This is a genomic window from Pseudomonas sp. NPDC089406 (assembly GCF_044900265.1).
Classification (GTDB): domain Bacteria; phylum Pseudomonadota; class Gammaproteobacteria; order Pseudomonadales; family Pseudomonadaceae; genus Aquipseudomonas; species Aquipseudomonas fakonensis.
In genome coordinates this window covers 41094-67721 of record NZ_JBJDNC010000027.1, presented here as the reverse complement: position 1 = coordinate 67721, position 26628 = coordinate 41094, and the positions used below count along the sequence as shown (strand labels likewise).

General features: G+C 61.2%; 22 protein-coding genes. All 22 read right to left on the bottom strand.

What is annotated here, in order from left to right; genetic code table 11:
- Positions 1-1350, bottom strand: a complete 1350-nt coding sequence (locus ACI2KK_RS19085; RefSeq protein WP_404670118.1) for a hypothetical protein — start codon at positions 1348-1350, stop codon at positions 1-3.
- A 54-nt stretch (positions 1351-1404) separates the two neighbouring features.
- Complete coding sequence (locus ACI2KK_RS19080; RefSeq protein WP_404670117.1) at positions 1405-1632, bottom strand: acyl carrier protein; 228 nt, start codon at positions 1630-1632, stop codon at positions 1405-1407.
- Positions 1619-2566 (bottom strand): ketoacyl-ACP synthase III, encoded by a 948-nt coding sequence (locus ACI2KK_RS19075; RefSeq protein ID WP_404670116.1) that lies wholly within the window; start codon positions 2564-2566, stop codon positions 1619-1621. The genes ACI2KK_RS19080 and ACI2KK_RS19075 overlap by 14 nt, the downstream gene beginning before the upstream one ends.
- Complete coding sequence (locus ACI2KK_RS19070; protein WP_404670115.1) at positions 2567-3154, bottom strand: hypothetical protein; 588 nt, start codon at positions 3152-3154, stop codon at positions 2567-2569.
- Complete coding sequence (locus tag ACI2KK_RS19065) at positions 3151-3792, bottom strand: acetyltransferase (protein WP_404670114.1); 642 nt, start codon at positions 3790-3792, stop codon at positions 3151-3153. The genes ACI2KK_RS19070 and ACI2KK_RS19065 overlap by 4 nt, the downstream gene beginning before the upstream one ends.
- Entirely contained in the window at positions 3789-5669 is a 1881-nt protein-coding gene (gene asnB, locus ACI2KK_RS19060) for an asparagine synthase (glutamine-hydrolyzing) (RefSeq protein ID WP_404670113.1), read from the bottom strand. Before asnB ends, ACI2KK_RS19065 begins: the two co-directional genes overlap by 4 nt.
- A gap of 111 nt (positions 5670-5780) precedes the next feature.
- Positions 5781-6926, bottom strand: a complete 1146-nt coding sequence (locus ACI2KK_RS19055) for a DegT/DnrJ/EryC1/StrS family aminotransferase (protein ID WP_404670112.1) — start codon at positions 6924-6926, stop codon at positions 5781-5783.
- A 5-nt stretch (positions 6927-6931) separates the two neighbouring features.
- Entirely contained in the window at positions 6932-7906 is a 975-nt protein-coding gene (locus ACI2KK_RS19050) for an SDR family NAD(P)-dependent oxidoreductase (protein ID WP_404670111.1), read from the bottom strand.
- 13 nt (positions 7907-7919) lie between these two features.
- On the bottom strand, positions 7920-9011 hold the full coding sequence (locus tag ACI2KK_RS19045; protein ID WP_404670110.1) for a DegT/DnrJ/EryC1/StrS family aminotransferase: 1092 nt from the start codon (positions 9009-9011) through the stop codon (positions 7920-7922).
- Complete coding sequence (wbpD, locus tag ACI2KK_RS19040) at positions 9008-9592, bottom strand: UDP-2-acetamido-3-amino-2,3-dideoxy-D-glucuronate N-acetyltransferase (protein WP_404670109.1); 585 nt, start codon at positions 9590-9592, stop codon at positions 9008-9010. The genes ACI2KK_RS19045 and wbpD overlap by 4 nt, the downstream gene beginning before the upstream one ends.
- Positions 9589-11403 carry an acyltransferase family protein gene (locus ACI2KK_RS19035; RefSeq protein WP_404670108.1) on the bottom strand — a complete coding sequence of 605 codons (1815 nt, stop codon included), beginning with the start codon at positions 11401-11403 and terminating at the stop codon, positions 9589-9591. The genes wbpD and ACI2KK_RS19035 overlap by 4 nt, the downstream gene beginning before the upstream one ends.
- A 159-nt stretch (positions 11404-11562) precedes the next feature.
- Positions 11563-12513 carry a UDP-N-acetyl-2-amino-2-deoxy-D-glucuronate oxidase gene (gene wbpB, locus ACI2KK_RS19030; protein WP_404670107.1) on the bottom strand — a complete coding sequence of 317 codons (951 nt, stop codon included), beginning with the start codon at positions 12511-12513 and terminating at the stop codon, positions 11563-11565.
- Positions 12514-12529: 16 nt separating this feature from the next.
- Positions 12530-13843, bottom strand: a complete 1314-nt coding sequence (gene wbpA, locus ACI2KK_RS19025) for a UDP-N-acetyl-D-glucosamine 6-dehydrogenase (RefSeq protein WP_404670106.1) — start codon at positions 13841-13843, stop codon at positions 12530-12532.
- Between the two features lie 310 nt (positions 13844-14153).
- Entirely contained in the window at positions 14154-15584 is a 1431-nt protein-coding gene (locus ACI2KK_RS19020; protein WP_404670105.1) for an MBL fold metallo-hydrolase, read from the bottom strand.
- A 104-nt stretch (positions 15585-15688) separates the two neighbouring features.
- Positions 15689-15952: a LapA family protein gene (locus tag ACI2KK_RS19015; protein WP_404670104.1), complete on the bottom strand. Its 264-nt coding sequence runs from the start codon at positions 15950-15952 to the stop codon at positions 15689-15691.
- Positions 15953-15972: 20 nt separating this feature from the next.
- Complete coding sequence (ihfB, locus tag ACI2KK_RS19010; RefSeq protein WP_217842315.1) at positions 15973-16272, bottom strand: integration host factor subunit beta; 300 nt, start codon at positions 16270-16272, stop codon at positions 15973-15975.
- A gap of 268 nt (positions 16273-16540) precedes the next feature.
- On the bottom strand, positions 16541-18217 hold the full coding sequence (gene rpsA, locus ACI2KK_RS19005; RefSeq protein WP_369990332.1) for a 30S ribosomal protein S1: 1677 nt from the start codon (positions 18215-18217) through the stop codon (positions 16541-16543).
- Between the two features lie 123 nt (positions 18218-18340).
- Positions 18341-19027 carry a (d)CMP kinase gene (cmk, locus tag ACI2KK_RS19000; RefSeq protein ID WP_404670103.1) on the bottom strand — a complete coding sequence of 229 codons (687 nt, stop codon included), beginning with the start codon at positions 19025-19027 and terminating at the stop codon, positions 18341-18343.
- Positions 19024-21264: a bifunctional prephenate dehydrogenase/3-phosphoshikimate 1-carboxyvinyltransferase gene (locus tag ACI2KK_RS18995; protein ID WP_404670102.1), complete on the bottom strand. Its 2241-nt coding sequence runs from the start codon at positions 21262-21264 to the stop codon at positions 19024-19026. The genes cmk and ACI2KK_RS18995 overlap by 4 nt, the downstream gene beginning before the upstream one ends.
- Before the next feature lie 101 nt (positions 21265-21365).
- Positions 21366-22460 carry a prephenate dehydratase gene (gene pheA, locus ACI2KK_RS18990; RefSeq protein WP_404670101.1) on the bottom strand — a complete coding sequence of 365 codons (1095 nt, stop codon included), beginning with the start codon at positions 22458-22460 and terminating at the stop codon, positions 21366-21368.
- Complete coding sequence (serC, locus tag ACI2KK_RS18985; RefSeq protein ID WP_404670100.1) at positions 22460-23545, bottom strand: 3-phosphoserine/phosphohydroxythreonine transaminase; 1086 nt, start codon at positions 23543-23545, stop codon at positions 22460-22462. The genes pheA and serC overlap by 1 nt, the downstream gene beginning before the upstream one ends.
- Before the next feature lie 242 nt (positions 23546-23787).
- Positions 23788-26553 (bottom strand): DNA gyrase subunit A, encoded by a 2766-nt coding sequence (gene gyrA, locus ACI2KK_RS18980; protein ID WP_404670099.1) that lies wholly within the window; start codon positions 26551-26553, stop codon positions 23788-23790.
- Positions 26554-26628 lie beyond the last annotated feature (75 nt).

The window sequence follows — 26628 nt, the reverse complement described above, 5'->3', positions numbered from 1 at the left end:
TCAATCAGGAAGCCTGTTGTTTAGCAGCGGGTGTGAAACTTTTGCCTCAGCAGCGCGCTCACCGAGCAGCGGGTGGAAAAGATTGATCATCTGCGCGTGTTCACGGCGACCATAAACATACTCGATGACCCGGCTGAACAAGAAATGCGCTGCCTGCAGGCTATGGTATTTCTCCACATAGGCTCGCCCTGCCCTGCCAAGCTCGGCGCGCAGCGCCGCATCGCCGACCAGTCGCTTCAACAAGGCCTGGATGTTTTCAGGGCAGCCCGAAACGATGGGGCATTCGGAGAGAAACGACCAACGCCGGAAGTGTGTCAAGGTCGCGTCATTTTCAAAGCTCGAGATGACCGGTAACGAGCAGGCCATGCCTTCCAGGCCGGTCAGCCCGTAACCGGTCATGTTCAGGTTTTCCACGAGGATATCAACCTGGGTCTGCATCAGCTCACGGACTTCTTCGTTCTGCCGCCCCTCGATCAACAGCAACTCGACGTTGCAACCCTCCGCCTGTAGCTGCTCGACCGCACGAATCAGGAACTCGGTACCTTTGACACCGCGGTGGTTGGGCATGTGGCCGATGACCACAGGGTCGCCTGGTTGCTTGCGCCGCTCGCTGGAAACCACCCATTTGTCGCTGTCGATATGCAGCGCGCTGGGTGCCAGCACGTCCCAGCGGCCGAAGCCATCCGGCCCCATGTTGCCGATGACCACCGCATCGGCCATGCGGGTCCAGTGCCTGACCCGTGCCTCGATGACGTCCTGCTCCCTGGCTGCCGCCGGGTAGCTGATCATCAGGCAATGCAGCAGCGACAAGGAGCGGATATTGCGATAGACATAAGCATCGCCACCATAGGGGGTGATGATGATCTTCTTGCCCGCAAGGCGAAGAATACGAGACTCAAGAAACTGGAAACGCGTCCCGCCCAGCAGGAACCCGTTGAACGACACGAAAAACACGTCGAACCGCCCCAATGCCCACAGAAAGGCGACAAACTTTCTGAAACGCGCAGGCACCCGGTTAAAGCGCTCATCCAGCACACTGTCCCAGTCGGAGCGCTTGTTGATCCTGGCATAGAAGCCATTGACCAGGGTATGGGTTTCGTACCCGTGCGCGCGCATCGCTGCGGACCAGTACATCAAGTTGAGAATTGGCGTGGCACCAAAAACCAGTCGCTCTTTTCCCGGCAGGGGCAACGGTTGCCTGCGCAGCCAGAGCGCATAGATGAATGCAACCCCGAGAAAGCATGGCCACATGAGCAATGAGACACATCGCGACAGCGCCAACTTAACCATGAAACTAATTTCCTTCGTAATGAACCTGTGCGCCCGCACCCTTGCCTTCAGGCCCGTCATCACGGTCACCTGCGGCCAAACAGCAGTTACGGACGCCAATGAATACCCAGCCGATTACCTGGAAAAATAGGCCACAAAGTCGTTAATCGTACGCAGCCCCTCGATATCGGACTCCGGCACTTCGCGCCCCGTATGATTTTGAATTTCCAGCAACGCATTGAACATGTCGAGGCTGTCCAGCCCATAGGCTTCACGCAGCGGCTGGTCGTTGTCGGTAATCGTCGCCACATCGACGCTGAGACCTGCCGCTTTCAGCAGCTCTTTGACTTTATCTGCATTCATGTTTTTCTCCTTGCTTGATCAATAATGCGGTTGCCCAAGACAACCCAACGCCGAAGCCCGATACCAGCACCCTGTTCCAGCCAGGCTGGTCAAGGCGGTGTTCGAGCAGCAGTGGAATACTTGAAGATACGGTGTTGCCGACCTGTTCGATGTCCTTTACAAAGCGCTCGGTGACTTCAGGAAAGCGCTTGCTGATGGTATCGATGATCGCGTAGCTGCCCTGGTGCAGACAGAAGGCGTCAATTTCATCGGGCCTGCACCCTGCTTGCGCCAACAACGACTTGATCTCGGCGGGTATCCGTGTCGCGGCAAAGTTGAATACCGCCCGGCCATCCATGTGCAGCACGTCGTGCTCGACACGCAGGCTGTCTCGGCCCGTACCGTCCGTGCCGCAGCTCATGGCCCCCAGTTGCCAGCTCGCACCTTCGCCCAACCAGGTTGCCGTGGCCGCATCGCCAAACAGCATGGCCGTCACCGCGTCGTTTTCGTCGATGATCTTCGAGTAGGGGTCGGCCGTGACCAATAGGCCATTGCCAAGGCCGAGCTGGCGCATGAAGCCCGCCAGCATGTACAGGCCATAGACATAACCAGAGCAGCCCAGCGATATATCGAATGCCGCCACACCTGTCTTCAGCCCAAGCTTTGCCTGGACGATAGCCGCAGTATGGGGTAGCCCGGCACCGTCACCATTCTGGGTGACCACAACGATGGCATCGATCTGGTCACGCTGAAGCTCGGGGTTGCGTGCCAGCAAGCGCTCAACCGCCTGCACCGCAAGGTCGGAGGTTTCCTGCCCTGGTGCCTTGCGGGGCAAACGTCGTGCGCCGACCTTGTTCTCGATGAAATCCGCCGACTTGTCGAAACGCGCAGCTTGCTCGACGTTATCTATTGCGTCCGCAGGCACATAGCTGGCGATGCTTTTGATACCGATCATCTAGGGCTTCCCTACGACGAAACGAATAGTTCCGACCCTGGCATCACCCAGCCAGACTTCATTGACACTCATACGCCCATGCAACAGAGACTTCTGAACCACGCGTACCGCACCCTCGGCGTCGAGCGGTAGATCAAGATTCAATTGCCCGAACAGCCACTTGCCGTCGATATCGGGAGACAGCAGGTAGTGCAGACGCTTGGTCAATGCAATCACGTACTCGATGGGGGTCACCGAACCGTCCGGCAGCAGGCTGATGGACTTGCCCTGGATGCTCACCTCGGCCCGGTCGACGATCACATCCTCATCAAAGGCATAGCGCCCGATGACCTCTTCTTCACGCTCGAACAGCCAGAACGGGTGCATCTGCCCATCACCAGCCTGCATGTTCCCGGTGGCAACCGCTGTCATCGAGGCCGGATTCTCGAAGGCCAGAACGCATTGGCGCCGGGCAACATTGCGAAACGCGATAAGCGTGACGAAACCGCCACCAAATGTTTGCCGAGCTATCAACGAAAGCGCGTTGAAAATATCGCTGCCATGCACATAGTTACGCTCGCCCTTAAACTCGAATGTCAGGTCGATCATCGCACGCACCTGGCCGGGTTACCCATCCATACCGAATCGGCCTCGGTGTTGCGCATGACCGCAGCGCCCGCCGCCAGCACGCTGAACGTGCCGACTTGCAAACCGTCAGTCACCACGCTGTTTGGCCCAGCATGGGCACCCCGCAACAGGCGCGCACAACCACAGAGGGTGGCGTTGGGGCCCAGGTAGGCGAAATCTTCCATGACAGTGTCATGGCCCAGGTTGGCGCCTGCACGAACCGTGGCATAGCGACCGATCTGCGTGCCTGGCTGGCAGGTCACATGGGACGCGATCAGCGCACCGGCCTTGATGGTCACATCAGGGGCGATGGTGGCGGTCGGATGAACCAGGCTGACCAGGCGCTGGTCCGGAATCGCGAAAGACTCGATCAGCTCGCTGCGCTGGCGCATCTGCCCGACCTTGTGCAGGCACACGTGGAACTGGTGGCTTTCGTCCAATGCCGCCCAGTCACGTGTGCGCCCGAGGACCGGCGCCCCGTGAATCAGCTCACCCACCGCCAGCGCATCATTCAGGAAGCCGGCCAGACGGATCTGGACGCCGGCCTTGGCCATGTCATGGATGACACCGGCGGCGACCAGACCATCACCGTGCCCACCGAGAATGACTACATTGATCATGCGTGAAAACCTTTCAGATAAGCGTCAAAACTGAGCAGCGACCAGATCAGCAAACGCCGGTTCTTCTGCCCGGACAGATGTTCGTTGAGCAATTTTGTCACCGACCCCTTGTCCAGATACTCATAGATACCCTGATCGGACGACAGCAGGCGGTTCTTGACGAACTCGATACTGTCGCCCTTGAACCAACTGGCATCCGGCGCCGAAAAGCCCTGCTTGTCGGCCTTGGAAATATCCTGGGGAATATAACGGCCCATGACATCACGCAGGATCTGCTTGCCGTCATTGGTTTTCTCAAAGTACTTGCTGGCCTTGCGCCCCGGCTCGTTCTCATTGAGGCGTACGACATCTGCCAGGTTGTTGAGCTTCAGGCGTACCGGGCAACGCATGGCGAAGTCCACCAGGTCGTTGTCGAGAAACGGCACCCGGCTTTCCAGACCATGGGCCATGCTCAGCTTGTCCTCTACCACCAGCAAGCCATGCAGGAACGTCTTGGCTTCGAAATACAGCGAGTGATTGATGTAGTCCTCTGGGGTATAGAGGTTGTCGGCATGGTGTTTGAACACGTCGCGGAAAATGTCGCGCGTCCACACATGCTTCACATCCCCCCAGATTGGGGCAAACACCTGCTTGATCTCACTGTTGGGGATCAGGCGCTGCCAGAACTGGTAGTACTTGTCGATGTAATGCTCGAAGTCATCGTTGTTCACCGCGCGGTAATACCGCCACGGATAACCGGCGTACAGTTCGTCACCGCCGGCTCCCGACATTACGACTTTGACGAACTTCGAGGCCAGCTGTGCGGCATAGTAGTTGGGATAACTCTGGCCCACACGCGGTTCTTCCATGTGCCACGCCAGTTTCGGCATGACACGCTCCATGTCCCCAGCCTTCAGGACCATTTCGTAATGCTCGGTCTTGAAGTGATAGGACATGTACTCCGCCTTGCTGCGCTCATCGAAACTCATCTCGATGCCGGATGCAGAATTCAGGTCGAAGCCACAGGTGAATGTCTTCATATAGGGGTAGGAGCGAGCCGCCACCGCCGTGATCGACCCGGAATCCATGCCGCCACTGAGGTAGCTGCCCAATTCCACATCGGTGACCAGTTGGCGATTGACCGCCTGTTTGAACAACCGGTCCAGCTCTTCACGGTACTCCTGATCGCTGATGTCGTGCTCCGGCTCACGGAAATCGAAGTCCCAGTACTGGGTCATCTGCAATTCCGGCGCCTTGCGTTTCAGGTCCAGCACGGCGTAGTGCCCTGCCGGCATCAGCTTCACATCACCGAGCAGGGTCTTGTCGGTAAAGATGTTCTGGAACGTGAAGTACTCGAGCAGCGCTTCCTTGTCCAGGCTGCGCTTGAACTCCGGCATGGCGAGGATCGCCTTCTGCTCGGAGCCAAATGCCAGCGTCTGGCCCTGGAAGGCGTAATAGAGGGGCTTGATGCCGTAACGATCGCGCGCCAGCAGCAAGGTCTGCTCCTGACGGTCCCACAGCGCCAGGCCGAACATGCCGTTGAAGCGCTCAAGGGCTTTGACCCCCCAGGCGATCAGGGCATTGAGCACCACTTCGGTATCGGTACGCGAACGGAACTGGTAACCCTGCGATTCAAGCTCCGTACGCAGTTCCTTGAAGTTGTAGACCTCACCGTTATAAGCCATCACGTACCGCTGGGACACCGAGGCAACAGGCTGGTGCCCCGCCGGCGAGAGATCGATGATCGCAAGGCGACGATGGCCCAGCCCGACATTCCCTTCGATCCAGTGCCCTTCGCCGTCCGGGCCGCGGTGGGCGATCGCATCGGTCATGCGCTGCAGGACAACCGGGGAAACCGGGTTGTTGTTGAGGTGGATGAGGCCGGTGATGCCACACATGCGTTCTACTGCTCCTGAATTTCTTGAAGGCTGTGGCCCGGAAGCTTCCCTGCCCCCGAACCGGCACCTCGAATGTTGCGTCCAGCCGACTACCGTGGCCCTGCGTAGCGATCAACCGAACTGGCGGATCGCCTCGACGACGTAGGCGTAGTCCTCTGCAACCATGCGGTTGTGCAGCGGGATCGCCATGCTGTGATCGTTGCAGTCACGTGCCGCCGGGAAGTCTTCGGCGCTGAAGCCGAAACGCTCACGGTAGTAAGCCAGCATGTGCACTGCGTGGGTGCCGGGGCGCGTGGAAATGCCCTTCTCCTGCAGGATCTCCATCATCTGGTTACGCGGCATCGGCGCCTTGGCCGGGTCGACGTAGACGACAAACGCCTGCCAGCCATGACGGCCACCTTGCGGAGTGCTCGGCAGGCGCAGCCAATCGATACCGGCCAATTGCTCGCAGTAGTACTGCGCCCATTGCTCGCGCTCGTCGATGAAACCATCGAGCTTGGCCAACTGCACCAGGCCCACCGCGCCCTGCAGGTCGGTCATGCGATAGTTGAAGCCGAGCAGGTTGAACTCGGGCAGCAGGTAGGGCCGCGGGCCATGGTGACGCTGCTCTTCGGACAGCGTGGCGCCATGGTTGCGCAGTTGGTTCATGGTCTCGGCAAGCTCGGCGTTGGCCGTGGTGACCATGCCGCCTTCACCGGTGGTGACCGATTTGCGCGGGTGGAACGAGAACGCGGCGACATCACCCAGGCTTCCGGCCGGGCGGCCGTTCCAGCTGGCGCCGGCAGCGCAGGCAGCGTCTTCGACGATGGCCACCGAGGACGGCAGTTCGGCGCGCAGGGTGTCGATATCCAGGCAACGGCCGAACAAGTGTACGGCGATTACCGCACGAGTGCGCTCGCTGACCTTGGCCTTGACCTGCTTGAGGTCAAGGTTGAAGGTCAGCGGGTCGACGTCGACGAACACCGGGGTGGCGCCGCAATACAGGACGACGTTGGCAGTGGCCACCCAGGTGAAGGCCGGGACGATCACTTCGTCACCCGGGCCGATACCCAGGCCGGCCAGTGCCAGGTGCAGGCCAGTGGTGCAGGAGGTGACGGCCAGGGCGTGTGGCACCTGATGGCGCTCGGCGAAGGCTTTCTCGAATGCTGCCACCTTCGGGCCTTGGGTCAGCCAGCCGCTCATCAGCGGCTCGCGGGTGGCCTGCCATTCTTCCTCGCCGGTGCTGGGCAGCGAGATGGCGATATTACGCTTTTCCATCGAAATCACTCCGCCCCGTTCTCGGCACGCCAGTCGATCAGCTTCTGCAAACCTTCACGCAGCTCGTACTTGTAGGTGAAGCCCAGGTCGGCGGTGGCTTTCTTCGGGCAGCCGATGCGGTTTTGCACCATGCGCCGGGCATCGTCGGCGCTGTACGGACGGTACTGCACCTTCAACTCGGACTCTTTGAGATCGAGGATGGTGTCGCACAGTTCCTTGATGCTGGTCTGCACGCCTGTACCGACGTTGTAGAACTGGTCGGTGACTTCGGACTCCAGTGCCCGGACATTGCAGCGGGCAACATCTTCGACATAGATAAAGTCATAGGCCTGGGTGCCGTCGCCGTTGATGACCGGGCCTTCATTGGCGTCGATCTTGTTCAGCATGATCGGGATCACGCCGGTATAGGCCGCAGTCTGGTCCTGGTGCGGGCCATACACGTTCATGTAGCGCAGGCCGACGTAGCTCAGGCCAAAGCGGTCGTGATAGGCATGGCACATGGCTTCGCCGGCGATCTTGGTGGCACCGTAGAAATTGCGGTTGTTGAACGGGTGATCTTCGGTCATCGGCACCTGCACCGCATCGCCGTAGACCGATGCCGAGGAGGAGTAGACCAGGCGCTTGATGTTGTTGTTCACGCACGCCTCGAGCACGTTGAACGTGCCCTCGATGTTCACGTGGAATGCAGTCCGCGGGAAGTCCTTGCAGTGCAGCAGCCACATGGCGGCCAGGTGGATCACCCCGTCCATGCCTTTCATGGCGTCGTTGAGCAGGTCGATCTCGCGGATGTCACCACCGTGCGGGTACATGGTGCAGCGCGGGTCCTTGAGCTGCTCGGCGATGTTGCTCAGCTTGCCGCGGGCCAGGTTGTCGTAGATGACGACCTGTTCGGCGCCTTCCTTGAGCAGTTCGGAAACCACGAAGCTGCCGATGAAACCGGCACCGCCGATGACGAGAATCTTGGAACCTTGGACTTTCATGCTGGGTACTCCATTAATCGCGGGTAGCGGCGGCCAGTGCAGCACAGATCGCCTGCTGGTCGGTCTCGCCGAGGTAAGGATGCATCGGCAGGCTCATGACCTTGCGCGCGATTGCATCGCCGACAGGCAGGCTTGTGTGCTCATCCTTGACTGCCGGCTGTTGATTGAGCGGAATCGGGTAGTGCACGGCGGTGGGCACACCCGCTGCCTTGAGTTGCGCCTGCACGCTGTCGCGGTCGTCGACCTGCACGGTGTACTGGGCCCAGGCGCTGCTGTTGCCCGGTGCCACGAAGGGTGCGGCGATACCTTGCTGCTCGAGCAGTTGGGCATAACGTGCGGCGACCTGCTGACGCTGCGCCAGCTCGGTTTCGAAGATCGCGAGCTTGGGCAGCAGGATCGCTGCCTGCAGGGTATCCAGGCGGCTGTTCACACCTACACGGATGTGGTGGTAACGGCGGTCCTGGCCGTGACGGGCGATCTGGCGCAGCACCTTGGCCAGCTCGTCGTCATTGGTGAACATCGCCCCACCATCACCGTAGCAACCCAGTGGTTTGCTGGGGAAGAAGCTGGTGCAGGCGATGGTGGTGAGGTTGCAGGAGCGCTTGCCGTCATAGGTGGCGCCAAAGCTCTGCGCGGCATCTTCGATGACTGCGATGCCGTGCCTTGCGGCAATGGCATTGATCGCATCGTAATCGGCACACTGCCCGTACAGCGAGACCGGAATGATGGCCTTGGTGCGCGGGGTGATCGCTGCCTCCAGCTTGGCCGGATCGAGGTTGTAGGTGCGCGGGTCGACATCCACGTACACCGGCTTAGCACCCAGCAGCGCTACTGTCTCGGCAGTGGCAATGTAGGTGAAGCCCGGGGTGATCACTTCGTCACCGGGGCCTATGCCTAACGCCATCTGGGCAATCTGCAGGGCATCGGTGCCATTGGCGCAACTGATGCAGTGCTTACTACCGACGAAGGCCGCCAGGCGCTCCTCGAGCTCGGCCACTTCAGGGCCGAGAATGTATTGGCCGTGAGCCAGCACCGCCTGAATGCCAGCGTCGATTTTTTCTTTGATGAGGGCCTGCTGGGCCTTCAGATCGATGAACTCGATCATTGTACGCTCTCCTTGGCGAGCACTTTGCCGTTCAATACGTATTTTGCCCCGCTGTGCTCGCACACGGCATGACCTTCACCCTGCAGGGGCAGTTGCAACTGCTCGCCGAATTCACTCATCCAGCCAATCTGGCGCGCCGGCACACCCACCATCAGGGCGTATGCCGGTACGTCCTTGTTGATTACCGCGCCGGCGCCGACGAAGGCGTACTCACCAATGGTGACGCCGCAGACGATAGTGCAATTGGCACCCAGGGTCGCGCCCTTGCGCACCAGCGTATCTCGATACTCGGCCTTGCGCTCGATCAGCGAGCGGGGGTTGTAGACATTGGTGAAAACCATGCTCGGGCCACAGAACACACCCTCCTCGAGGGTGACGTTGTCGTAGACCGACACGTTGTTCTGGATCTTGCAGTGATCGCCGATGACCACCTTGTTGCCGACGAACACGTTCTGGCCCAGCGAAACACCGGCGCCGATGCGGGCGCCTGCGCATACATGCACAAAGTGCCAGATGCGTGAATCCTTGCCGATCTGCGCGCCGTCATCGACGATCGCACTGGCATGCTGATAATGGTTCATGGCTGAGAGCCCTTGTTCGCTTGTGACTGTGTGAAAACCTGCCTGAACCTGCTCACTGCCAGGTGGCCGTAGGCACGCGCGCCACGCTGGTTGAGATGGTGGCTGTCGAGGTACATCAGGCTGCCCTGGTAATAAGGCGCCTCGTTGAACAGCGGGGCACCAGACATGTCGACGAAGCTGGCGCCAGGCACGCTTTCGACCAACTGCCTGATGGTCGCGTTGGCCGCCCGCCAGCTGCTGTTCTCGACAACCTGCACGGGCAACCCAATGGCCTGGAACCTGTGCATACGCAAGGGGTTGGCGATGAACATCGGCACTTGCGCCAGCACTACCAGGTGCTTGCCCTGTTCGGCACTGCTGCGCACAAAACGCTCGAAGGCGGCAAGGAAGGCAGGGCTTTGCACCTGCATCTGCCACATGCCGGCAATCACCACGTTCTGCCGTCTTGTCAGATCGTCAGCAACCACCCGCATCTGCGCCTCGCAGCCAGGCCTGGCCCAATCAGCCAGGCGCTCCACGTCGAAACCAGGAATCGGCACGCAGTTGCTTGCACTGATCACTCGGTACGCTGTGCCCAGCTCGTTGCCCACCTCGTCGAAAAAGAAATTCAACTGGGCGGCGTGGCTGTCGCCGATCACCAGCGCCGAGACTGGTGCGCTCGCGACCCCGCGCTTGCACTCCCCGACCAGCGTGCCGTGGCAGATCTGCTCATCCGGCGCATAGGTGGTCATCTCTGCAGGCAGCGGGTCGACCAGGCGCTGATTGACAAAGCGGCCACCCAAGGCCAGCAGCACCACGGCCGCTAACGCGACGCCCCACTTGGGCCACTGCCGGGTGATGCGCCCGGAACCACGAACAGGCTGCTCGACAAAGCGATACGACAGCCATGCCAACAGCAAGGAAACCAGCACGAATGCCACTAACCACGGAGCCGACAACGCATACTGCCCGGTGTAATAACGGATGAATGCCAGCACCGGCCAGTGCCACAGGTACAACGAGTAGGAGATGCCGCCGAGCCAGACCATTGGCCCGCAAGCCAGCAGGCTGCTGGCGACACCGCGCCGGGCGGCGATCAGCAACGCAGCCCCCAGGCATGGCAGCAGCGACCAGAAACCGGGGAAGCGGGCCTTTTCGACCAGCCAGAAACTACAAGCCAGCAGCACGACCCCAAGCAGCCCGGCCAGGTTCGCCAGCGACCCTGGCAACTCACGCTGGCGCAGGGCCACGGCAACCAGCGCCCCCAGCAAAAACTCGGGAATACGGGCCAGCAGGGAGAAATAGAGCGCCCCGGAAGCGTCGCCATGCAAGCTGCGGTAACCGCTCCAGGCAAACAGTGCCATGGCCAGCAAGGCCAGCACCAACGACCGGCGCCGCGCGGGCGTGAAAACGATCAGTAGCGGGAAAAACAGGTAGAACTGCATTTCGATCGCCAGCGACCAGGTATGCAGCAGGGGCAACTCATCGGCCTGGGGGGCGAAGTAGCTACCGAAATGGGCGAAGTAGCGATTGCTGGTGAACAGCGCCGATGACTTCAGACTCTTGAAGAACAGGGCAAAGTCGGCAGGCAGCAGCAAGACTGCCGAGACCACGCAGACCACCGCCAGCATGACCAGGTAGGCGGGCAGGATGCGCTTGATGCGGCTGGCGTAGAACGCGCCGAGCTCGACCTTGGCACTGCGCTCGGTGAGCAATGCCGTGATAATGAAACCGGAAATGACGAAGAATACATCTACCCCGACAAAGCCTGCCTTCAGCCAGGCTGCATTGGCGTGATAGAGCAGTACTGCCAGTACAGCGACCGCGCGCAACCCCTGGATATCCAGCCTGACGCTGTGTTGCGCATGCGTAGGAGTAGCGGGGCTCGACATTGTGGGAGAGGGGTTTGACACGTTGATTCACGGCCCTGTAAGCGAACGTCTCGGGAGCCGGGTGGCCAAAAGGCCGGCCACCCGCTGTTCATGGTCCGCTCAGCGCAGCAGCGCGTGGACGAACGGATGACCTTCCTGGTCCTTCGGCGCTTCGATTTTCGCCGAACGGATGGTGTTGACGGTCTCGACGCAGTGGCGTGCATCCTCGATGCCATAACCACGGCCGGCCAGGATTTCCTGGTAGCTGGTGGTGTGCAGGTCGGTGAACCCCTCGGAGAACTCCATTTCTTCGCCGTCCACGGTAATGGAGCGATAAGTCGGTTTCTTGCCCTTGACCGAGTCCGGCAGGTCATTGGCGTCGATCGACAGGAACCAGCGCACGCGAGCCTTCTCGTACTCGAGGTAGCCGGCAGCCTTGAACTCGTTGGCGAAGTGGACCACGTTGCGCTGCAACTTGCCGAAGATGAAATGCAGCATGTCGTAGAAATGCACACCGATGTTGGTAGCCACACCGAACGACTTGCGCGGGTCGCCCTTCCAGCTCTCCATGTACCACTTGCCGCGGGAGGTGATGTAGGTCAGTTCGACATCGTACTTGCCGTCGCGCTGCTCACCGGCGACCTTTTCCTTCAGGTCGAGAATGGCCTTGTGGTGGCGAAGCTGCAGGATGTTGTAAACCCGTTTGCCGGTTTCGCGCTCTACTTGGGCCAGTTCGTCGAGGATTTCCGGCGTCGGCACCAGCGGCTTTTCGCAGATCACGTCACAACCAAGGCGCAGGCCGGCGGCAATGTGGGCATGGTGCAGGTAGTTGGGCGAGCACACCGAAACATAGTCCAGCGCGGTTGCGCTGTCGCGCTTGAGCTGCCAGGCATGCTCGATGAAGCGCTCGAACTCGGTGAAGAACTCACTCTGCGGCGAAAGGCTGTCGATGATACCGACCGAATCATTGATATCGTAGGCCGACACCAGTTCGTTGCCTGTATCCTTGATTGCACGCATGTGGCGTGGCGCGATGTAGCCGGCAGCGCCGACCAGAGCAAAACGTTTCACTGCAACACTCCTGCAATCAGGCTTTGATGATGTGGGCTTGCGGGGCGCGATACTTGCCGCGGCTGTCGACCACCAGCTGGGCATGCTGGCTGATCAGCTCGTAATCGAACTTGTCATGGTCGGTGGCCAGTACCACGGCATCGAACCCAGCCAGGCTTTCGGCAGTCAGGCTGACGCTTGAAAGGTCGAAGTGGTGCTCGCGCATTTTCGGGAATACCGGCACATGCGGGTCGCTGTAAGCGACCTGGCAGCCCTTGGCTTCCAGTAGCTCCATGATCTCGACCGATGGCGACTCGCGCATGTCGTCGACGTTCTTCTTGTAGGCGATGCCCAGCACCAGCACCTTGCTGCCCTTGAGCGCCTTGGCCTTGTTGTTCAGGCCGTCCATCAGCTTGTTGACCACATACTCGGGCATGGCCTGGTTGACTTCACCGGACAGCTCGATGAAACGGGTATGCAGGCCGTATTCGCGGGCCTTCCAGGTCAGGTAGAAGGGGTCGATCGGGATGCAGTGGCCGCCCAGGCCCGGGCCAGGGTAGTAGGCGGTGAACCCGAACGGCTTGGTGGCAGCCGCATCGACCACTTCGAAGATGTCGATGCCCATACGGTCAGCGACCACTTTCATTTCATTGACCAAGCCGATGTTGACCGCACGGTGGATATTTTCCAACAGCTTGGTCATTTCTGCGGCTTTGGTCGAGCTTACCGGCACCACCTGGTCGATGGCCTGCTCGTACAGCGCGACGCCAACCTCGAGGCAGGCCGGAGTATGGCCGCCGATCACCTTGGGGATGGTGCGGGTTTCAAAGTTGGGGTTACCCGGGTCTTCACGCTCTGGCGAATAGACCAGGAAGATACTCTCCCCCACCACCAGGCCGCCTTCCTGTACACGTGGCAGCAGCTCTTCCTCGGTGGTACCCGGGTAGGTGGTGCTTTCCAGGGAGACTACCTGGCCGGCACGCAAGTACGGTTTGATGGCTTCGGTGGTGTTGATGACGAAGCTCATGTCCGGTTCGCGGTACTTGTTCAGCGGCGTCGGCACGCACAGGATCAGCGCATCACACTCGGCCACGCGGCTGAAGTCGGTGGTCGCCTCGAAGCCGTTGCCACGAGCGGCAGCAATGCTCTGCGCCGGGATGTGCTCGATGTAGCTCTTGCCGGCATTCAGGTTGGTTACCTTGCCTTCGTCGATATCGATACCCAGCACACGATAGCCAATGGCGTTGTAGCGCAGCATCAGTGGCAGACCGACATAGCCCAGCCCGACGATGCCGATCAACGCCTCCTTGCCCTTGAACCTGGCGATGCATTCCTGCTTGATAACCGACATATCGATGAAACTCCCCTTCTCTAAAACTAAAAACGGTATTTGCGGCAACGGGGCGTGCGCCCGCTACCGTAGTGGTTACACACTGCGGTCGGTCACACCATTGGCCCTCGCGCCAGAATGCGAGACTTTTCAAGCTGTTACATAAGCTTTACAGCGCTGCCGCAACGCCTGGTCCGCTACGGCAACCCAAGACGGAAACGGCGCATTATGCCCGTTTCGAACGCAGAAGGCTTCCGAAAAAACACTGTCAACTGTCGGGGGAATCCCTAACCGCAAGAAATAGAGGCCAAATGACATCATCGAAACGGCTTCATGCAGGAATTTCGATGTCGACCCTGCTTCCATCATTGGCGTAGCGCAAACGCAAAGCCCGAGCCAACTGTCGCTTTGCAACAACTTCACCGTGCACCAACACGATACGCCTTGCCGACTCGCCCGCCCCCAAGGCGAAACGCACCAACCCCTCCTGATCGGCATGCGCCGAATAGCCAGCCAAGGTCGTGACCTTGGCCTGTATCTGGTACATCTGCCCATCCAGGTCGATCTGCACGAAACCTTCGGCTCCTTCACTGGCCTGGATCACCGCCCCCGGTGTGCCCTTGGCCTGGTAACCGACGAACAGCACCTCATGCCGCGAGTCACCGAGCATGGCCTTGAGGTAATTGACGATGCGCCCGCCCGAACACATGCCGTTGCCGGCAATGACGATGGCCGGGCGCCCGGTGCTTTTGAGGTGGTTCACCACCTGCTGGTGCTGAGCATGGCTGTCGATGGTGATCAGTTGGCGAAACCCCAGCGGCTCGCGCCCCTGCAGTACACGGCCACTGGCCTCGGCGCGCCAGAACTGGTGCAGCTCCCGATAAACACCGGTAATTCGCCGCGCCAAGGGCGAGTCGAGAATCACCGGTAGCCGCGACCAATCGCGAAAGTTACCCCCCACCCTCCCCCCAGGCTCGTTCAACAAGGCTTTGCGGTGCAGGATATCCTCAAGCTCGTAGAGCAGCTCCTGGGTGCGCCCCAGGCTGAACGCCGGAATGAGGATGGTGCCATCATCGGCCAACGCCCGGTCGATGGCCGCCTCCAGGCGCTTGCGCCGCTCGCTGCGGTCCGGGTGCAGGCGGTCGCCATAGGCGCTCTCGAGCACCAGCAGGTCGGCGCGCTCCGGCGGCACCAGCGGGCGCAAAAGCGGATTGTCCGGCGCCCCCAGGTCACCCGAGAACACTACCCGGGTAGCAACTTCGCCCAGCGCGACCTCGCACTCGACATAGGCCGAGCCAAGCAGATGCCCGGCGCGTTGAAGGCGTATCGCACAGCGCATGCCGGGCCGCTCGACAAGCTCATGCCATCGCTCGAAGGCCAGCGGCACGATACGCTCCTGCAGAAACGCCAGATACCTGGCAACCTGCGCAGGCTCGCGGCTGATCTCGAGTTTGTAGGCATCTTCCAGCACCAGCGGCAACAGCCTGGCCGAGGGCTCGCTGCAGAAGATCGGCCCACGAAAGCCTGCGGCGAACAGCGCCGGGATGCGACCGACATGGTCGAGATGGACATGGGTGATGATCAGCGCCTGGATACCGGAAATATCGAAACCAAGCTGGCCGGGTGACGCACCACGGGCATCTGCCCCCTGCTCCAGCCCGCAGTCAATCAGCAGGCTGTGGTCGCTATCGAGATGCAGTTGATGACAGGAGCCGGTGACACCACGAGTGCCACCATGATGGGAAATGCAGGGAAAAAGCATTGCGCAGAGTCCTTTGCGACCATGGGAAAAAGTGCCCCATTAAGTCACCCTGCGCGGCTTCGACAAAGGCCGCGAGTCCGCCGCTTTTCGTAGGAAAGGTCGCTTCAGCTGCCAGCCAGTGCTTCTTGCCGTGCGCTAGCGCGGATCTTGCGCTTGCCGCGCATCAACCCATAGGCCCCGAGCAACGGGCCGACTGCCAGGCCCAGCACCAGGGCCGCGATCACCAGCACCGCCACCGGTACCGCTGGCGCCGCCCAACCGAACAGCACGAGGGAGACGGTCTGCTGGTTCTCCAGCACGAAAAACAACACCACGGCTGCCAACAGCAGCACGAACAGCGCCAGCAAGGCGCGCTTGAGGTTACGCATCAGTCTGTTCCTTCAAATGTTCAGGTGAGCTCATGCTCTTCTTCTTCATTGACCCGATCACGCAACTCCTTGCCGGGCTTGAAGTGAGGCACGTACTTGCCTTCGAGGCTGACCGACTGACCGGTCTTGGGGTTACGCCCTACACGCGGCGCGCGGTAGTGCAAAGAAAAGCTGCCAAAACCACGAATCTCGATGCGATCACCCGTGGCCAGGCACTGCGACATCTGTTCAAGCATGGTCTTGATGGCCAGCTCGACGTCCTTGGACGAGAGCAGCCCCTGATGGGTGACAATACGTTCGATCAGCTCCGACTTCGTCATATTTTTCCCTTCGTTATCAAGCAGCTAGATCATTGCTTAACCAGTTTGTAGCACGCTCCGGCGGATTTGAACAGGGTGGTTCTTGACTAAACAAAAAAATTCAAGAATGGGCAGATTAAAAATGAGTGGTGCCGAGGCATTTGCAGGGCGCAGGCCCGGCCTTATCGCCGGCAAGCCGACTCCTACAGGGTGATGGCGTTTGGACTGAAAATGCAGGCAAAAAAAAGGGTGGCCCGAAGGCCACCCTTTTTTACCGATCAAACAGAACTCAGTTCTGCTTGGCCATTGCTTCGCGCAGCAGCGCAGCCATGGTGGTATCGGCAGCCGCTTCCGGAGCGTTTTTCAGGCTCTGGATGGCTTCGCGCTCTTCAGCATCGTCCTTCGACTTGATGGACAGGCTGATAACGCGGGACTTGCGGTCAACGCTGATGATCTTGGCTTCGATCTCTTCGCCTTCCTTCAGCACGTTACGGGCGTCTTCAACGCGGTCACGGCTGATTTCGGAAGCCTTCAGGGAAGCTTCGATGTCATCGGCCAGAGTGACGATTGCACCCTTGGCGTCGACTTCCTTGACGATACCTTTGACGATAGCGCCCTTGTCGTTCTGCGCGACGTAGTCAGTGAACGGATCGGAGTCCAGCTGCTTGATGCCCAGGGAGATGCGCTCGCGCTCTGGGTCAACCGACAGGATGACGGTTTCCAGCTCGTCGCCCTTCTTGAAGCGACGCACGGCTTCTTCGCCAGCTTCGTTCCAGGAGATGTCGGACAGGTGAACCAGACCGTCGATGCCGCCGTCCAGGCCGATGAAGATACCGAAGTCGGTGATCGACTTGATGGTACCGGTGATCTTGTCACCCTTGTTGAACTGGCCGGAGAAATCTTCCCATGGGTTCGATTTGCACTGCTTGATACCCAGGGAGATACGACGACGCTCTTCGTCGATGTCCAGAACCATGACTTCCACTTCGTCGCCAACCTGAACGACTTTCGACGGGTGGATGTTCTTGTTGGTCCAGTCCATTTCCGAAACGTGCACCAGGCCTTCAACGCCTTCTTCCAGCTCAGCGAAGCAGCCGTAGTCGGTCAGGTTGGTAACACGAGCGGTGACGCGGGTGTTTTCCGGGTAGCGAGCCTTGATAGCAACCCATGGGTCTTCGCCCAGCTGCTTCAGACCCAGCGATACGCGGTTTTTCTCGCGATCGTATTTCAGGACCTTGACATCGATCTCATCGCCAACGTTGACGATTTCCGACGGATGCTTGATGCGTTTCCAGGCCATGTCGGTGATGTGCAGCAGGCCATCGACGCCACCCAGATCGACGAATGCGCCGTAATCGGTGAGGTTCTTGACGATACCCTTGATGTGCAGGCCTTCCTGCAGGGTTTCCAGCAGAGCTTCGCGCTCGGCGCTGTTTTCGGCTTCCAGGACGCTGCGACGGGAAACGACAACGTTGTTGCGCTTCTGGTCCAGCTTGATGACCTTGAATTCCAGCTCTTTGCCTTCGAGGTGGGTGGTGTCGCGCACTGGGCGGACATCAACCAGGGAGCCCGGCAGGAACGCACGGATGCCGTTAACGTCGACAGTGAAGCCGCCTTTAACCTTACCGTTGATAACGCCCTTGACCACTTCTTCGGCAGCGAAAGCAGCTTCCAGAACAATCCAGCACTCGGCGCGCTTGGCTTTTTCACGGGACAGCTTGGTTTCGCCAAAGCCGTCTTCGACCGCGTCCAGCGCAACGTGAACTTCGTCACCGACCTTGATGGACAGTTCGCCAGCTTCGTTGATGAATTGCTCGAGCGGGATGACGCCCTCGGACTTCAGGCCAGCGTGTACGGTAACCCAGTCGCCGTCGATGTCGACAACGATACCGGTGATGATGGCACCCGGCTGAAGATTGAGGGTTTTCAGGCTTTCTTCAAAGAGTTCTGCAAAGCTTTCGCTCATTTTAATTCCTGTAGATTCGGGCGAAACAAACGCCCATAGCCACATTCCAGACAATGTGGGTTTCGTTAAGTTAAGAAGCGCTGACAGGACGTTGACTGGTGCCCCTGCCTGCTCTCCTCTCCATCAGACCAGATCGCGCAGGGCGAGCTCACTTCTGATGCGTTGCAGCACCTGCTCGATGGACAACTCCGTGGAATCCAGCTGAATGGCATCGGCCGCCGGCTTGAGCGGGGCCACTGCGCGCTGGGTGTCACGCTCATCGCGTGCACGGATCTCATCTAGCAGACTCGACAGACTAACATCTTCACCCTTGCCCTTCAACTGCAGGTAACGGCGACGAGCACGCTCCTCAGCACTGGCGGTGAGGAAGATCTTCAGCGGCGCGTCGGGGAACACCACGGTGCCCATGTCGCGGCCGTCGGCGATCAGCCCTGGCATTTCGCGAAACGCCCGCTGGCGCCCCAGCAGCGCATCACGCACCGCCGGCAGCGAAGCAACCATGGACGCACCGGCGCCCACGGTTTCAGTGCGGATCACCTGGCTGACATCCTCACCCTCGAGGATGGTCTGCTGAAGCTTGCCGGGCTGGGCGGCGATGAACTGCACATCCAGATGGGCGGCAAGCTTGGTGAGCAGCTCTTCGTTGGTCAGGTCGACGCCGTGGTTGCTGGCATTGAAAGCCAGCAACCGGTAGAGCGCGCCGGAATCCAGCAGGTGCCAGCCCAACTCACGGGCCAACAGGCCGGCAACGGTGCCCTTGCCCGAGCCGCTCGGCCCGTCGATGGTGATGACCGGTGCTTGCGAATTCACGGCTTGACCTCTTCGGCGACGCGAATGCCGACTTCCTTGCACAGCGCCAGGAAGTTGGGGAACGAGGTGGCGACGTTGGCGCAGTCATGGATGCGCACCGGCGCACTGGCGCGCAGCGACGCAACACTGAAGGCCATGGCGATACGGTGGTCGCCGTGGCCGTGCACTTCACCGCCGCCGATCTGGCCGCCGTCGATGATGATGCCGTCCGGAGTCGGCTCGCACTTCACACCCAGGGTGATCAGGCCGTCGGCCATTACCTGGATGCGGTCGGATTCCTTCACCCGCAGCTCTTCGGCGCCACGCAATACGGTACGCCCTTCGGCGCAGGCCGCTGCGACGAACAGCACCGGGAACTCATCGATAGCCAGCGGCACCAGCTGTTCGGGGATGTCGATACCCTTGAGCTTGGCCCCGCGCACACGCAGGTCAGCCACCGGCTCGCCGCCGACTTCACGCTGGTTTTCCAGGGTGATGTCGCCGCCCATCAGGCGCAGGATGTCGATGACACCGGTACGGGTCGGGTTGATGCCAACGTGCTCGAGCACCAGCTCGGAACCTTCGGCGATGGACGCAGCCACCAGGAAGAACGCCGCGGAGGAGATATCCGCCGGCACTTCGATGCGGGTCGCGGTCAGCTTGCCGCCGGACTGCAGCGAGGCAACCGGGCCGTTGCTGTCGACCGAGTAACCGAAGCCGCGCAGCATGCGCTCGGTATGGTCGCGGGTCGGCGCAGGCTCGGTGACGGTGGTCTTGCCCTCAGCGTACAGGCCAGCCAGCAGCAGGCAGGATTTGACCTGGGCACTGGCCATCGGCAGCGTGTAGGTCAGGGCCTTGAGCTTGCTGCCACCACGAATGGTCAGTGGCGGGCGGCCATCAGGGCCGGTCTCGACCACCGCGCCCATTTCCCGCAGCGGGTTGGCCACGCGGTTCATCGGGCGCTTGGACAGCGAGGCATCGCCGGTCATGGTCACATCGAACGACTGGCCAGCCAGCAGGCCGGACAGCAGGCGCATCGAAGTGCCGGAGTTGCCGACATACAGCGGGCCAGGCGGCGGCTTGAGGCCGTGCAGGCCGACACCGTGAATGGTCACGCGGCCGTGGTGCGGGCCTTCGATGACCACACCCATGTCGCGGAAGGCCTGCAGCGTGGCGAGCGCGTCCTCGCCTTCGAGGAAGCCTTCCACTTCAGTGGTGCCTTCGGCCAGCGAGCCGAGCATGATCGAGCGATGGGAGATCGATTTGTCGCCTGGTACGCGAATCCGTCCGGACACGCGGCCACCAGGTTGGGCCAGGAAAATCAGGTCGTTGGCGTTCATAGCGTCCACATAGGCCCGGCGGGCCAGGATTTTACTGAAATGCTCGCGGGCAACCCGGGCGCGGGTGAAAACACCCAGCAGTTGGTGCCCGTCCCCAGCATCGACCGCGTCGCGCAAGGCGTCGAGGTCGCTGCGAAATGTATCGAGGGTGCGCAGGACCGCTTCCCGGTTGGCGAGGAAGATGTCGTGCCACATGATCGGGTCGCTGCCGGCGATTCTCGTGAAATCGCGAAAGCCCCCCGCAGCGTACCGGAAGATGTCCAGGTTTTCATTGCGCTTGGCCAGCGAATCGACCAGGCCGAACGCCAGCAGGTGCGGCAGGTGACTGGTGGCAGCCAGGACTTCGTCATGGCGCTCCACCGGCATGTGCTCGACGTCGGCATCCAGCGCGCGCCACAGGCGGTCGACCAAGGCCAGGGCGGCCGGGTCGGTTTCTGCCAGCGGCGTGAGGATGACCTTGTGGCGGCGGAACAGCGCGGCATTGGAGGCCTCCACCCCGCTTTGCTCGGAGCCGGCGATGGGGTGGCCCGGGACGAAGCGCGACAGCCCCGAGGCGAAGGCCTCGCGGGCGGCGCGCACGACATTGCCCTTGGCGCTGCCGACATCGGTGATGACCGCCCGACCCAGGTCCAGCTGCGCCAAGCGCGCCAGCAGCTTTTCCATGGCCAGAATCGGCACCGCCAGCTGGATCACATCGGCACCGACGCAGGCCGCTGCGAGTTCGGCCTCGCAACGGTCGACCACGCCCAGCACCACGGCCTGCCTGCGTGACTCGGCGTCCAGGTCGACGCCGACCACTTCGCGGCACAGCCCGCTTTCACGCAGGCCCTTGGCGAAGGAGCCACCGATCAAGCCCAGGCCAACCACGACCAGGCGGTTGATGATTGGCGCAGAGTTGTTTGTTACAGCATTGACCACGAGTGCGAACCCTGTTCAGAAATCTTGGTAAGGCCCATCGCCGGCAAGCCGGCTCCTACACAATCCTGCAGGAGCCGGCTTGCCGGCGATTGCAGTCCAGCTCAGAGCACCGCTTTCGGATACGACCCCAGCACCTTCAGCGCCACAGCCTCCTGGCTGATCTGCTCCAGCACCGCCTTGATCAACGGATCGCGGTGGTGGCCGACGAAGTCGATGAAGAACACGTAGGTCCACTTGCCGCTGCGCGACGGGCGGGTCTCGATGCGGGTCAGGTCGATACCGTTCTCGTGGAACGGCACCAGCAGCTCGTGCAAAGCACCTGGCTTGTTGCTCATGGAGACGATGATCGAGGTCTTGTCGTCGCCGGTCGGCGGCACTTCCTGCTGACCGATCATCAAGAAGCGCGTGGAGTTGTCCGGGCGGTCTTCGATCTTCTCGGCCAGGCGGGTCAAACCGTACAGGTTGGCTGCCATGTCGCCGGCGATCGCCGCAGAGTTCCACTCGCCTTTAACCCGCTTGGCCGCCTCGGCATTGCTCGAAACGGCAATACGCTCGACGTTCGGGTAGTGCGCGTCCAGCCACTTGCGGCACTGGGCCAGCGACTGGGCGTGCGAATAGATGCGGGTGATGCTGTTGGTCTTGGTGTTCTCGCCCACCAGCAGGTGGTGGTGGATACGCAGCTCGACTTCGCCACAGATCACCATGTCGTGCTCGAGGAAGCTGTCCAGGGTGTGGCTGACCGCACCCTCGGTGGAGTTCTCCACCGGCACCACGCCGAAGTTGACGGCGCCGGCCGCCACTTCGCGGAACACCTCGTCGATGGCCGCCATAGGAAGGCTGACCACGGCATGGCCGAAGTGCTTCATGGCCGCAGCCTGGGTGAAGGTGCCCTCAGGGCCCAGATAGGCCACTTTCAGCGGCTCTTCCAGGGCCAGGCACGAGGACATGATCTCGCGGAACAACCGCGCCATTTCTTCGTTGCCCAGCGGGCCCTTGTTGCGCTCCATCACGCGCTTGAGCACGGCTGCTTCACGCTCGGGGCGATAGAACACCGGCTTTTCGCCCTCGGCCAGCGAGGCGGTCTTGACCCGCGCCACTTCTTCGGCGCAACGGGCACGGTCGCTGATCAGCTCGAGGATTTTCTCGTCGAGGCTGTCGATGCGAACGCGCAGTGCCTTGAGTTCCTGTTCGGACATCAGCCGTGCTCCTTCTCGAATTCGGCCATGTAGGCCACCAGAGCCTCGACGGACTCCTGGCCCAGGGCGTTGTAGATCGAGGCGCGCATGCCACCGACCGAACGGTGGCCCTTGAGGTTGAGCAGGCCGCGAGCATCGGCACCGGCCAGGAAGGACTTGTCCAGGCGCTCATCTGCCAGGCGGAACGGCACGTTCATCCACGAACGGGCGTTGTGGCTGATCGGGTTGCTGTAAAAGTCGCTGCTGTCGATGAAGCCGTACAGGCGGTCTTTCTTGGCGCGGTTGCGCTGCTCCATGGCCTCGACGCCACCCTGCTCCTTGAGCCACTCGAACACCAGGCCCGAGAGGTACCAGGAGTAAGTGGCCGGGGTGTTGTACATCGAGCCGTTGTCGGCCGAGACCTTGTAGTCGAGCATGGTCGGGCAGCTGCTGCGGGCGTGACCCAGCAGGTCTTCACGCACGATCACCACCACCAGGCCGCTCGGGCCGATGTTCTTTTGCGCACCGGCGTAGATCAGGCCGTACTGCGACACATCGATCGGGCGCGAGAGAATGTCCGAGGACATGTCTACCACCAGCGGCACGTCAGCGGTTTCCGGCACCCAGTCGAACTGCAGGCCACCGATGGTTTCGTTGGACGCATAGTGAACGTAGGCAGCGTTCTTGGTCAGCTTCCACTCGTTCTGGCCGGGGATGGCCAGGTAGTCGTAGGGCTTGGCGCTGGCCGCCACGTTAACGCTACCGAAACGGCGAGCCTCTTCGATGGCCTTTTTCGACCAGATGCCGGTTTCGACATAGTCGGCGGTGCCGTTTTCCGGCAGCAGGTTCAGCGGGATCTCGGCGAACTGCTGGCTGGCGCCCCCCTGCAGGAACAGCACCTTGTAGTTGGAGGGGACGGACAGCAGGTCACGCAGGTCCTGCTCGGCCTTTTCGGCGATGGCCACGTAGTCGTCGCTGCGATGGCTCATCTCCATCACCGACAAGCCCTTGCCACGCCAGTCCAGCATTTCGGCCTGGGCACGCTGCAGCACAGCGTCTGGAAGCGCGGCAGGGCCTGCGCAGAAGTTAAAGGCTCGTTTGCTCACATCCACTCTCGCTCTGCCAAATAGAACAAATCGTTTCTTGCAGGCCCCACCCACCCTGTAGGAGCGGCCTTGTGTCGCGAAGGGCTGCGCAGCAGCCCCAGCTCTTTGCAGTAACGCCGAAACCTGGGGCCGCTTCGCAGCCCTTTCGCGACACAAGGCCGCTCCTACAAGCGTTCAGCGTTGCCTGCCGTAATCAGTCAAACGGGGCGACCTTGGTCGCCCCGTTCGGGTAGTGCACTTGCTTATTCCTGCGGTGCCTCTTCGGCGCCGGCGCCATCCTCACCTGCCGCATCCAGCGCGTCGGTGTCGGCCTCCTCGCCCTCGACGATATCGTCGAGCTCATCCTCGGAAGGCTCCTGGATTCGCTCCAGGCCCACCAGCGTCTCGTCGCTGGCCAGCTTGATCAGCGTCACACCCTGGGTGTTACGACCCAGACTGGACACCTCACCGACCCGCGTGCGCACCAAGGTGCCCTGGTCGGAAATCAGCATGATCTCCTCGCCTTCCTGCACCTGGATGGCGCCGATCAACAAGCCGTTGCGCCCCTTGGTGCCCATGGCGATCACGCCCTGGCCACCACGGCCGCGCCGCGGGAACTTGGACAGCGGGGTACGCTTGCCGAAGCCTCGCTCGGAGGCGGTGAGGATCTGCGCGCCGGACTCTGGGATCAGCATCGAAATGATCTGCTGGCCCTTGCCCAGCTTCATGCCGCGCACACCACGGGCGGTACGGCCCATTTCACGCACCACGCTCTCGGCGAAGCGGATCACCTTGCCCGCGTCGGAGAACATCATGACTTCCTTGGCGCCGTCAGTAATGGCGGCGGCGATCAGGGTGTCACCTTCCTTGAGCTTGAGCGCGATCAAACCGTTGGAGCGCGGACGGGCGAACTGCACCAGCGGGGTCTTCTTGACGGTACCGGAGGCGGTGGCCATGAAGATGTAGGCGCCAGTCGGGTCGGCGGCCCACTCAAGGGTGTCGCCGTCTTCTTCGTCGATTTCCTCGACTTCGACCAGCTCGCCCTCGAGCACGCTGTCGTCGCTGTCTTCCAGCTCTTCCTCAGGGTCGGCGTGCTGCTGCAGCGCTTCAAGGTCGATCTGCAGCATCGCGGTGATGCGCTCGCCCTCTTCAAGCGGCAGCAGGTTCACCAGCGGGCGGCCACGGGCAGCGCGGGACGCTTCAGGGATTTCGTAGGTCTTCTTCCAGTACACCTTGCCCTTGCTGGAGAACAGCAACAGGGTGGCGTGGCTGTTGGCGACCAGCAGGTGCTCGATGTAGTCCTCGTCCTTGACGCCGGTGGCCGACTTGCCCTTGCCGCCGCGGCGCTGGGCCTGGTAGGCAGACAGCGGCTGGGTCTTGGCATAGCCACCGTGGGAGATGGTCACCACACGCTCTTCTTCGGGGATCATATCGCCGTAGTTGAGGTCGTGGCTGGCATTGAGAATTTCGGTGCGACGCGCATCGCCGTACTCGGCACGGATCGCTTCGAGTTCTTCGCGGATCACTTCCATCAGGCGCGTGGCGCTGCTGAGAATGCGGATCAGCTCGCCGATCTGCTCGAGGATTTCCTGGTACTCGGCCAGCAGCTTCTCGTGCTCAAGGCCCGTCAGGCGGTGCAGGCGCAGGTCAAGAATCGCCTGGGCCTGTTCCGGCGACAGGTAATACTTGCCATCACGCAGGCCGTATTGCTCGGGCAGGTCTTCCGGGCGGCACGACTCGGCACCGGCGCGCTCGACCATCACCTGCACGGCGCTGGATTCCCAGGCAGTGCTGACCAGCGCTTCTTTAGCCTCGGACGGCGTCGGCGAAGCCTTGATCATGGCGATGACCGGGTCGATGTTCGACAGCGCAACCGCCTGGCCTTCAAGAATGTGGCCACGCTCGCGGGCCTTGCGCAGCTCGAACACGGTACGCCGGGTCACCACTTCGCGGCGGTGACGGACGAACGCTTCAAGCAGGTCCTTGAGGTTGAGCAGGCGCGGGCGACCGTCGATCAGGGCAACGATGTTGATACCGAACACGCTCTGCAGCTGGGTTTGCTGGTAGAGGTTGTTCAGCACCACCTCCGGCACCTCGCCGCGACGCAGCTCGATGACGATGCGCATGCCGTCCTTGTCGGACTCGTCGCGCAGCTCGGTGATGCCTTCGATCTTCTTCTCTTTGACCAGCTCGGCGATTTTCTCGATCAGCCGCGCCTTGTTCAGCTGGTACGGCAGCTCGGTGACGACGATCTGCTGGCGACCACCGACCTTGTCGATGTCCTCGATGATCGAGCGCGCACGCATGTAGATGCGGCCACGGCCGGTGCGGTAGGCATCGATGATGCCCTGACGGCCGTTGATCTGGCCGGCGGTCGGGAAGTCCGGCCCCGGGATGAACTGCATCAGCTCATCGACCGTGATGTCCGAATTGTCGATCAGCGCCAGGCAGCCGTCGATCACTTCGCCCAGGTTGTGCGGCGGAATGTTGGTGGCCATGCCCACGGCGATACCGCTGGAGCCGTTGACCAGCAGGTTGGGGATCTTGGTCGGCATGACCGCCGGGATCTGCTCGGTGCCGTCGTAGTTTGGCACCCAGTCGACGGTCTCTTTATGCAGGTCGGCCAGCAGCTCGTGGGCCAGCTTGGTCATGCGTACTTCGGTGTATCGCATGGCCGCGGCGTTGTCGCCGTCCACCGAACCGAAGTTGCCCTGGCCATCGACCAGCAGGTAGCGCAGCGAGAACGGCTGCGCCATCCGCACGATGGTGTCGTACACGGCGGTGTCGCCGTGCGGGTGGTACTTACCGATCACGTCACCGACCACACGGGCGGATTTCTTGTACGGCTTGTTCCAGTCGTTGCCCAGTTCGCTCATCGCGTACAGCACGCGGCGATGCACGGGCTTCAAGCCGTCACGTGCATCGGGCAGCGCTCGCCCGACAATCACGCTCATCGCGTAGTCGAGGTAAGACTGTCTCAGTTCGTCTTCGATATTGACCGGGAGGATTTCTTTGGCCAGTTCGCCCATGAGAAGCCTGATTCCTTTTTCTGGTGAAACTTCGCCTGATCCCTCGAAGGACGAACGAAGCTCGCCGCCGCAGCG

Excerpts from the sequence above, each read along its gene's own strand:
- ACI2KK_RS19045 (WP_404670110.1), bottom strand. The coding sequence starts at position 9,011 with ATGATCGAGTTCATCGATCTGAAGGCCCAGCAGGCCCTCATCAAAGAA.
- ACI2KK_RS19055 (WP_404670112.1), bottom strand. The coding sequence starts at position 6,926 with ATGGAAAAGCGTAATATCGCCATCTCGCTGCCCAGCACCGGCGAGGAA.
- gyrA (WP_404670099.1), bottom strand. The coding sequence starts at position 26,553 with ATGGGCGAACTGGCCAAAGAAATCCTCCCGGTCAATATCGAAGACGAA.
- ACI2KK_RS19080 (WP_404670117.1), bottom strand. The coding sequence starts at position 1,632 with ATGAATGCAGATAAAGTCAAAGAGCTGCTGAAAGCGGCAGGTCTCAGC.
- asnB (WP_404670113.1), bottom strand. The coding sequence starts at position 5,669 with ATGTGTGGCATCACCGGCCTCATCCACCTCAACAACAACCCGGTTTCC.
- ihfB (WP_217842315.1), bottom strand. The coding sequence starts at position 16,272 with ATGACGAAGTCGGAGCTGATCGAACGTATTGTCACCCATCAGGGGCTG.
- ACI2KK_RS19070 (WP_404670115.1), bottom strand. The coding sequence starts at position 3,154 with ATGATCGACCTGACATTCGAGTTTAAGGGCGAGCGTAACTATGTGCAT.
- ACI2KK_RS19020 (WP_404670105.1), bottom strand. The coding sequence starts at position 15,584 with ATGCTTTTTCCCTGCATTTCCCATCATGGTGGCACTCGTGGTGTCACC.
- wbpD (WP_404670109.1), bottom strand. The coding sequence starts at position 9,592 with ATGAACCATTATCAGCATGCCAGTGCGATCGTCGATGACGGCGCGCAG.
- ACI2KK_RS19085 (WP_404670118.1), bottom strand. The coding sequence starts at position 1,350 with ATGACGGGCCTGAAGGCAAGGGTGCGGGCGCACAGGTTCATTACGAAG.
- ACI2KK_RS19015 (WP_404670104.1), bottom strand. The coding sequence starts at position 15,952 with ATGCGTAACCTCAAGCGCGCCTTGCTGGCGCTGTTCGTGCTGCTGTTG.
- ACI2KK_RS19075 (WP_404670116.1), bottom strand. The coding sequence starts at position 2,566 with ATGATCGGTATCAAAAGCATCGCCAGCTATGTGCCTGCGGACGCAATA.
- wbpA (WP_404670106.1), bottom strand. The coding sequence starts at position 13,843 with ATGTCGGTTATCAAGCAGGAATGCATCGCCAGGTTCAAGGGCAAGGAG.
- rpsA (WP_369990332.1), bottom strand. The coding sequence starts at position 18,217 with ATGAGCGAAAGCTTTGCAGAACTCTTTGAAGAAAGCCTGAAAACCCTC.
- ACI2KK_RS19050 (WP_404670111.1), bottom strand. The coding sequence starts at position 7,906 with ATGAAAGTCCAAGGTTCCAAGATTCTCGTCATCGGCGGTGCCGGTTTC.
- pheA (WP_404670101.1), bottom strand. The coding sequence starts at position 22,460 with ATGTCCGAACAGGAACTCAAGGCACTGCGCGTTCGCATCGACAGCCTC.
- ACI2KK_RS19065 (WP_404670114.1), bottom strand. The coding sequence starts at position 3,792 with ATGATCAATGTAGTCATTCTCGGTGGGCACGGTGATGGTCTGGTCGCC.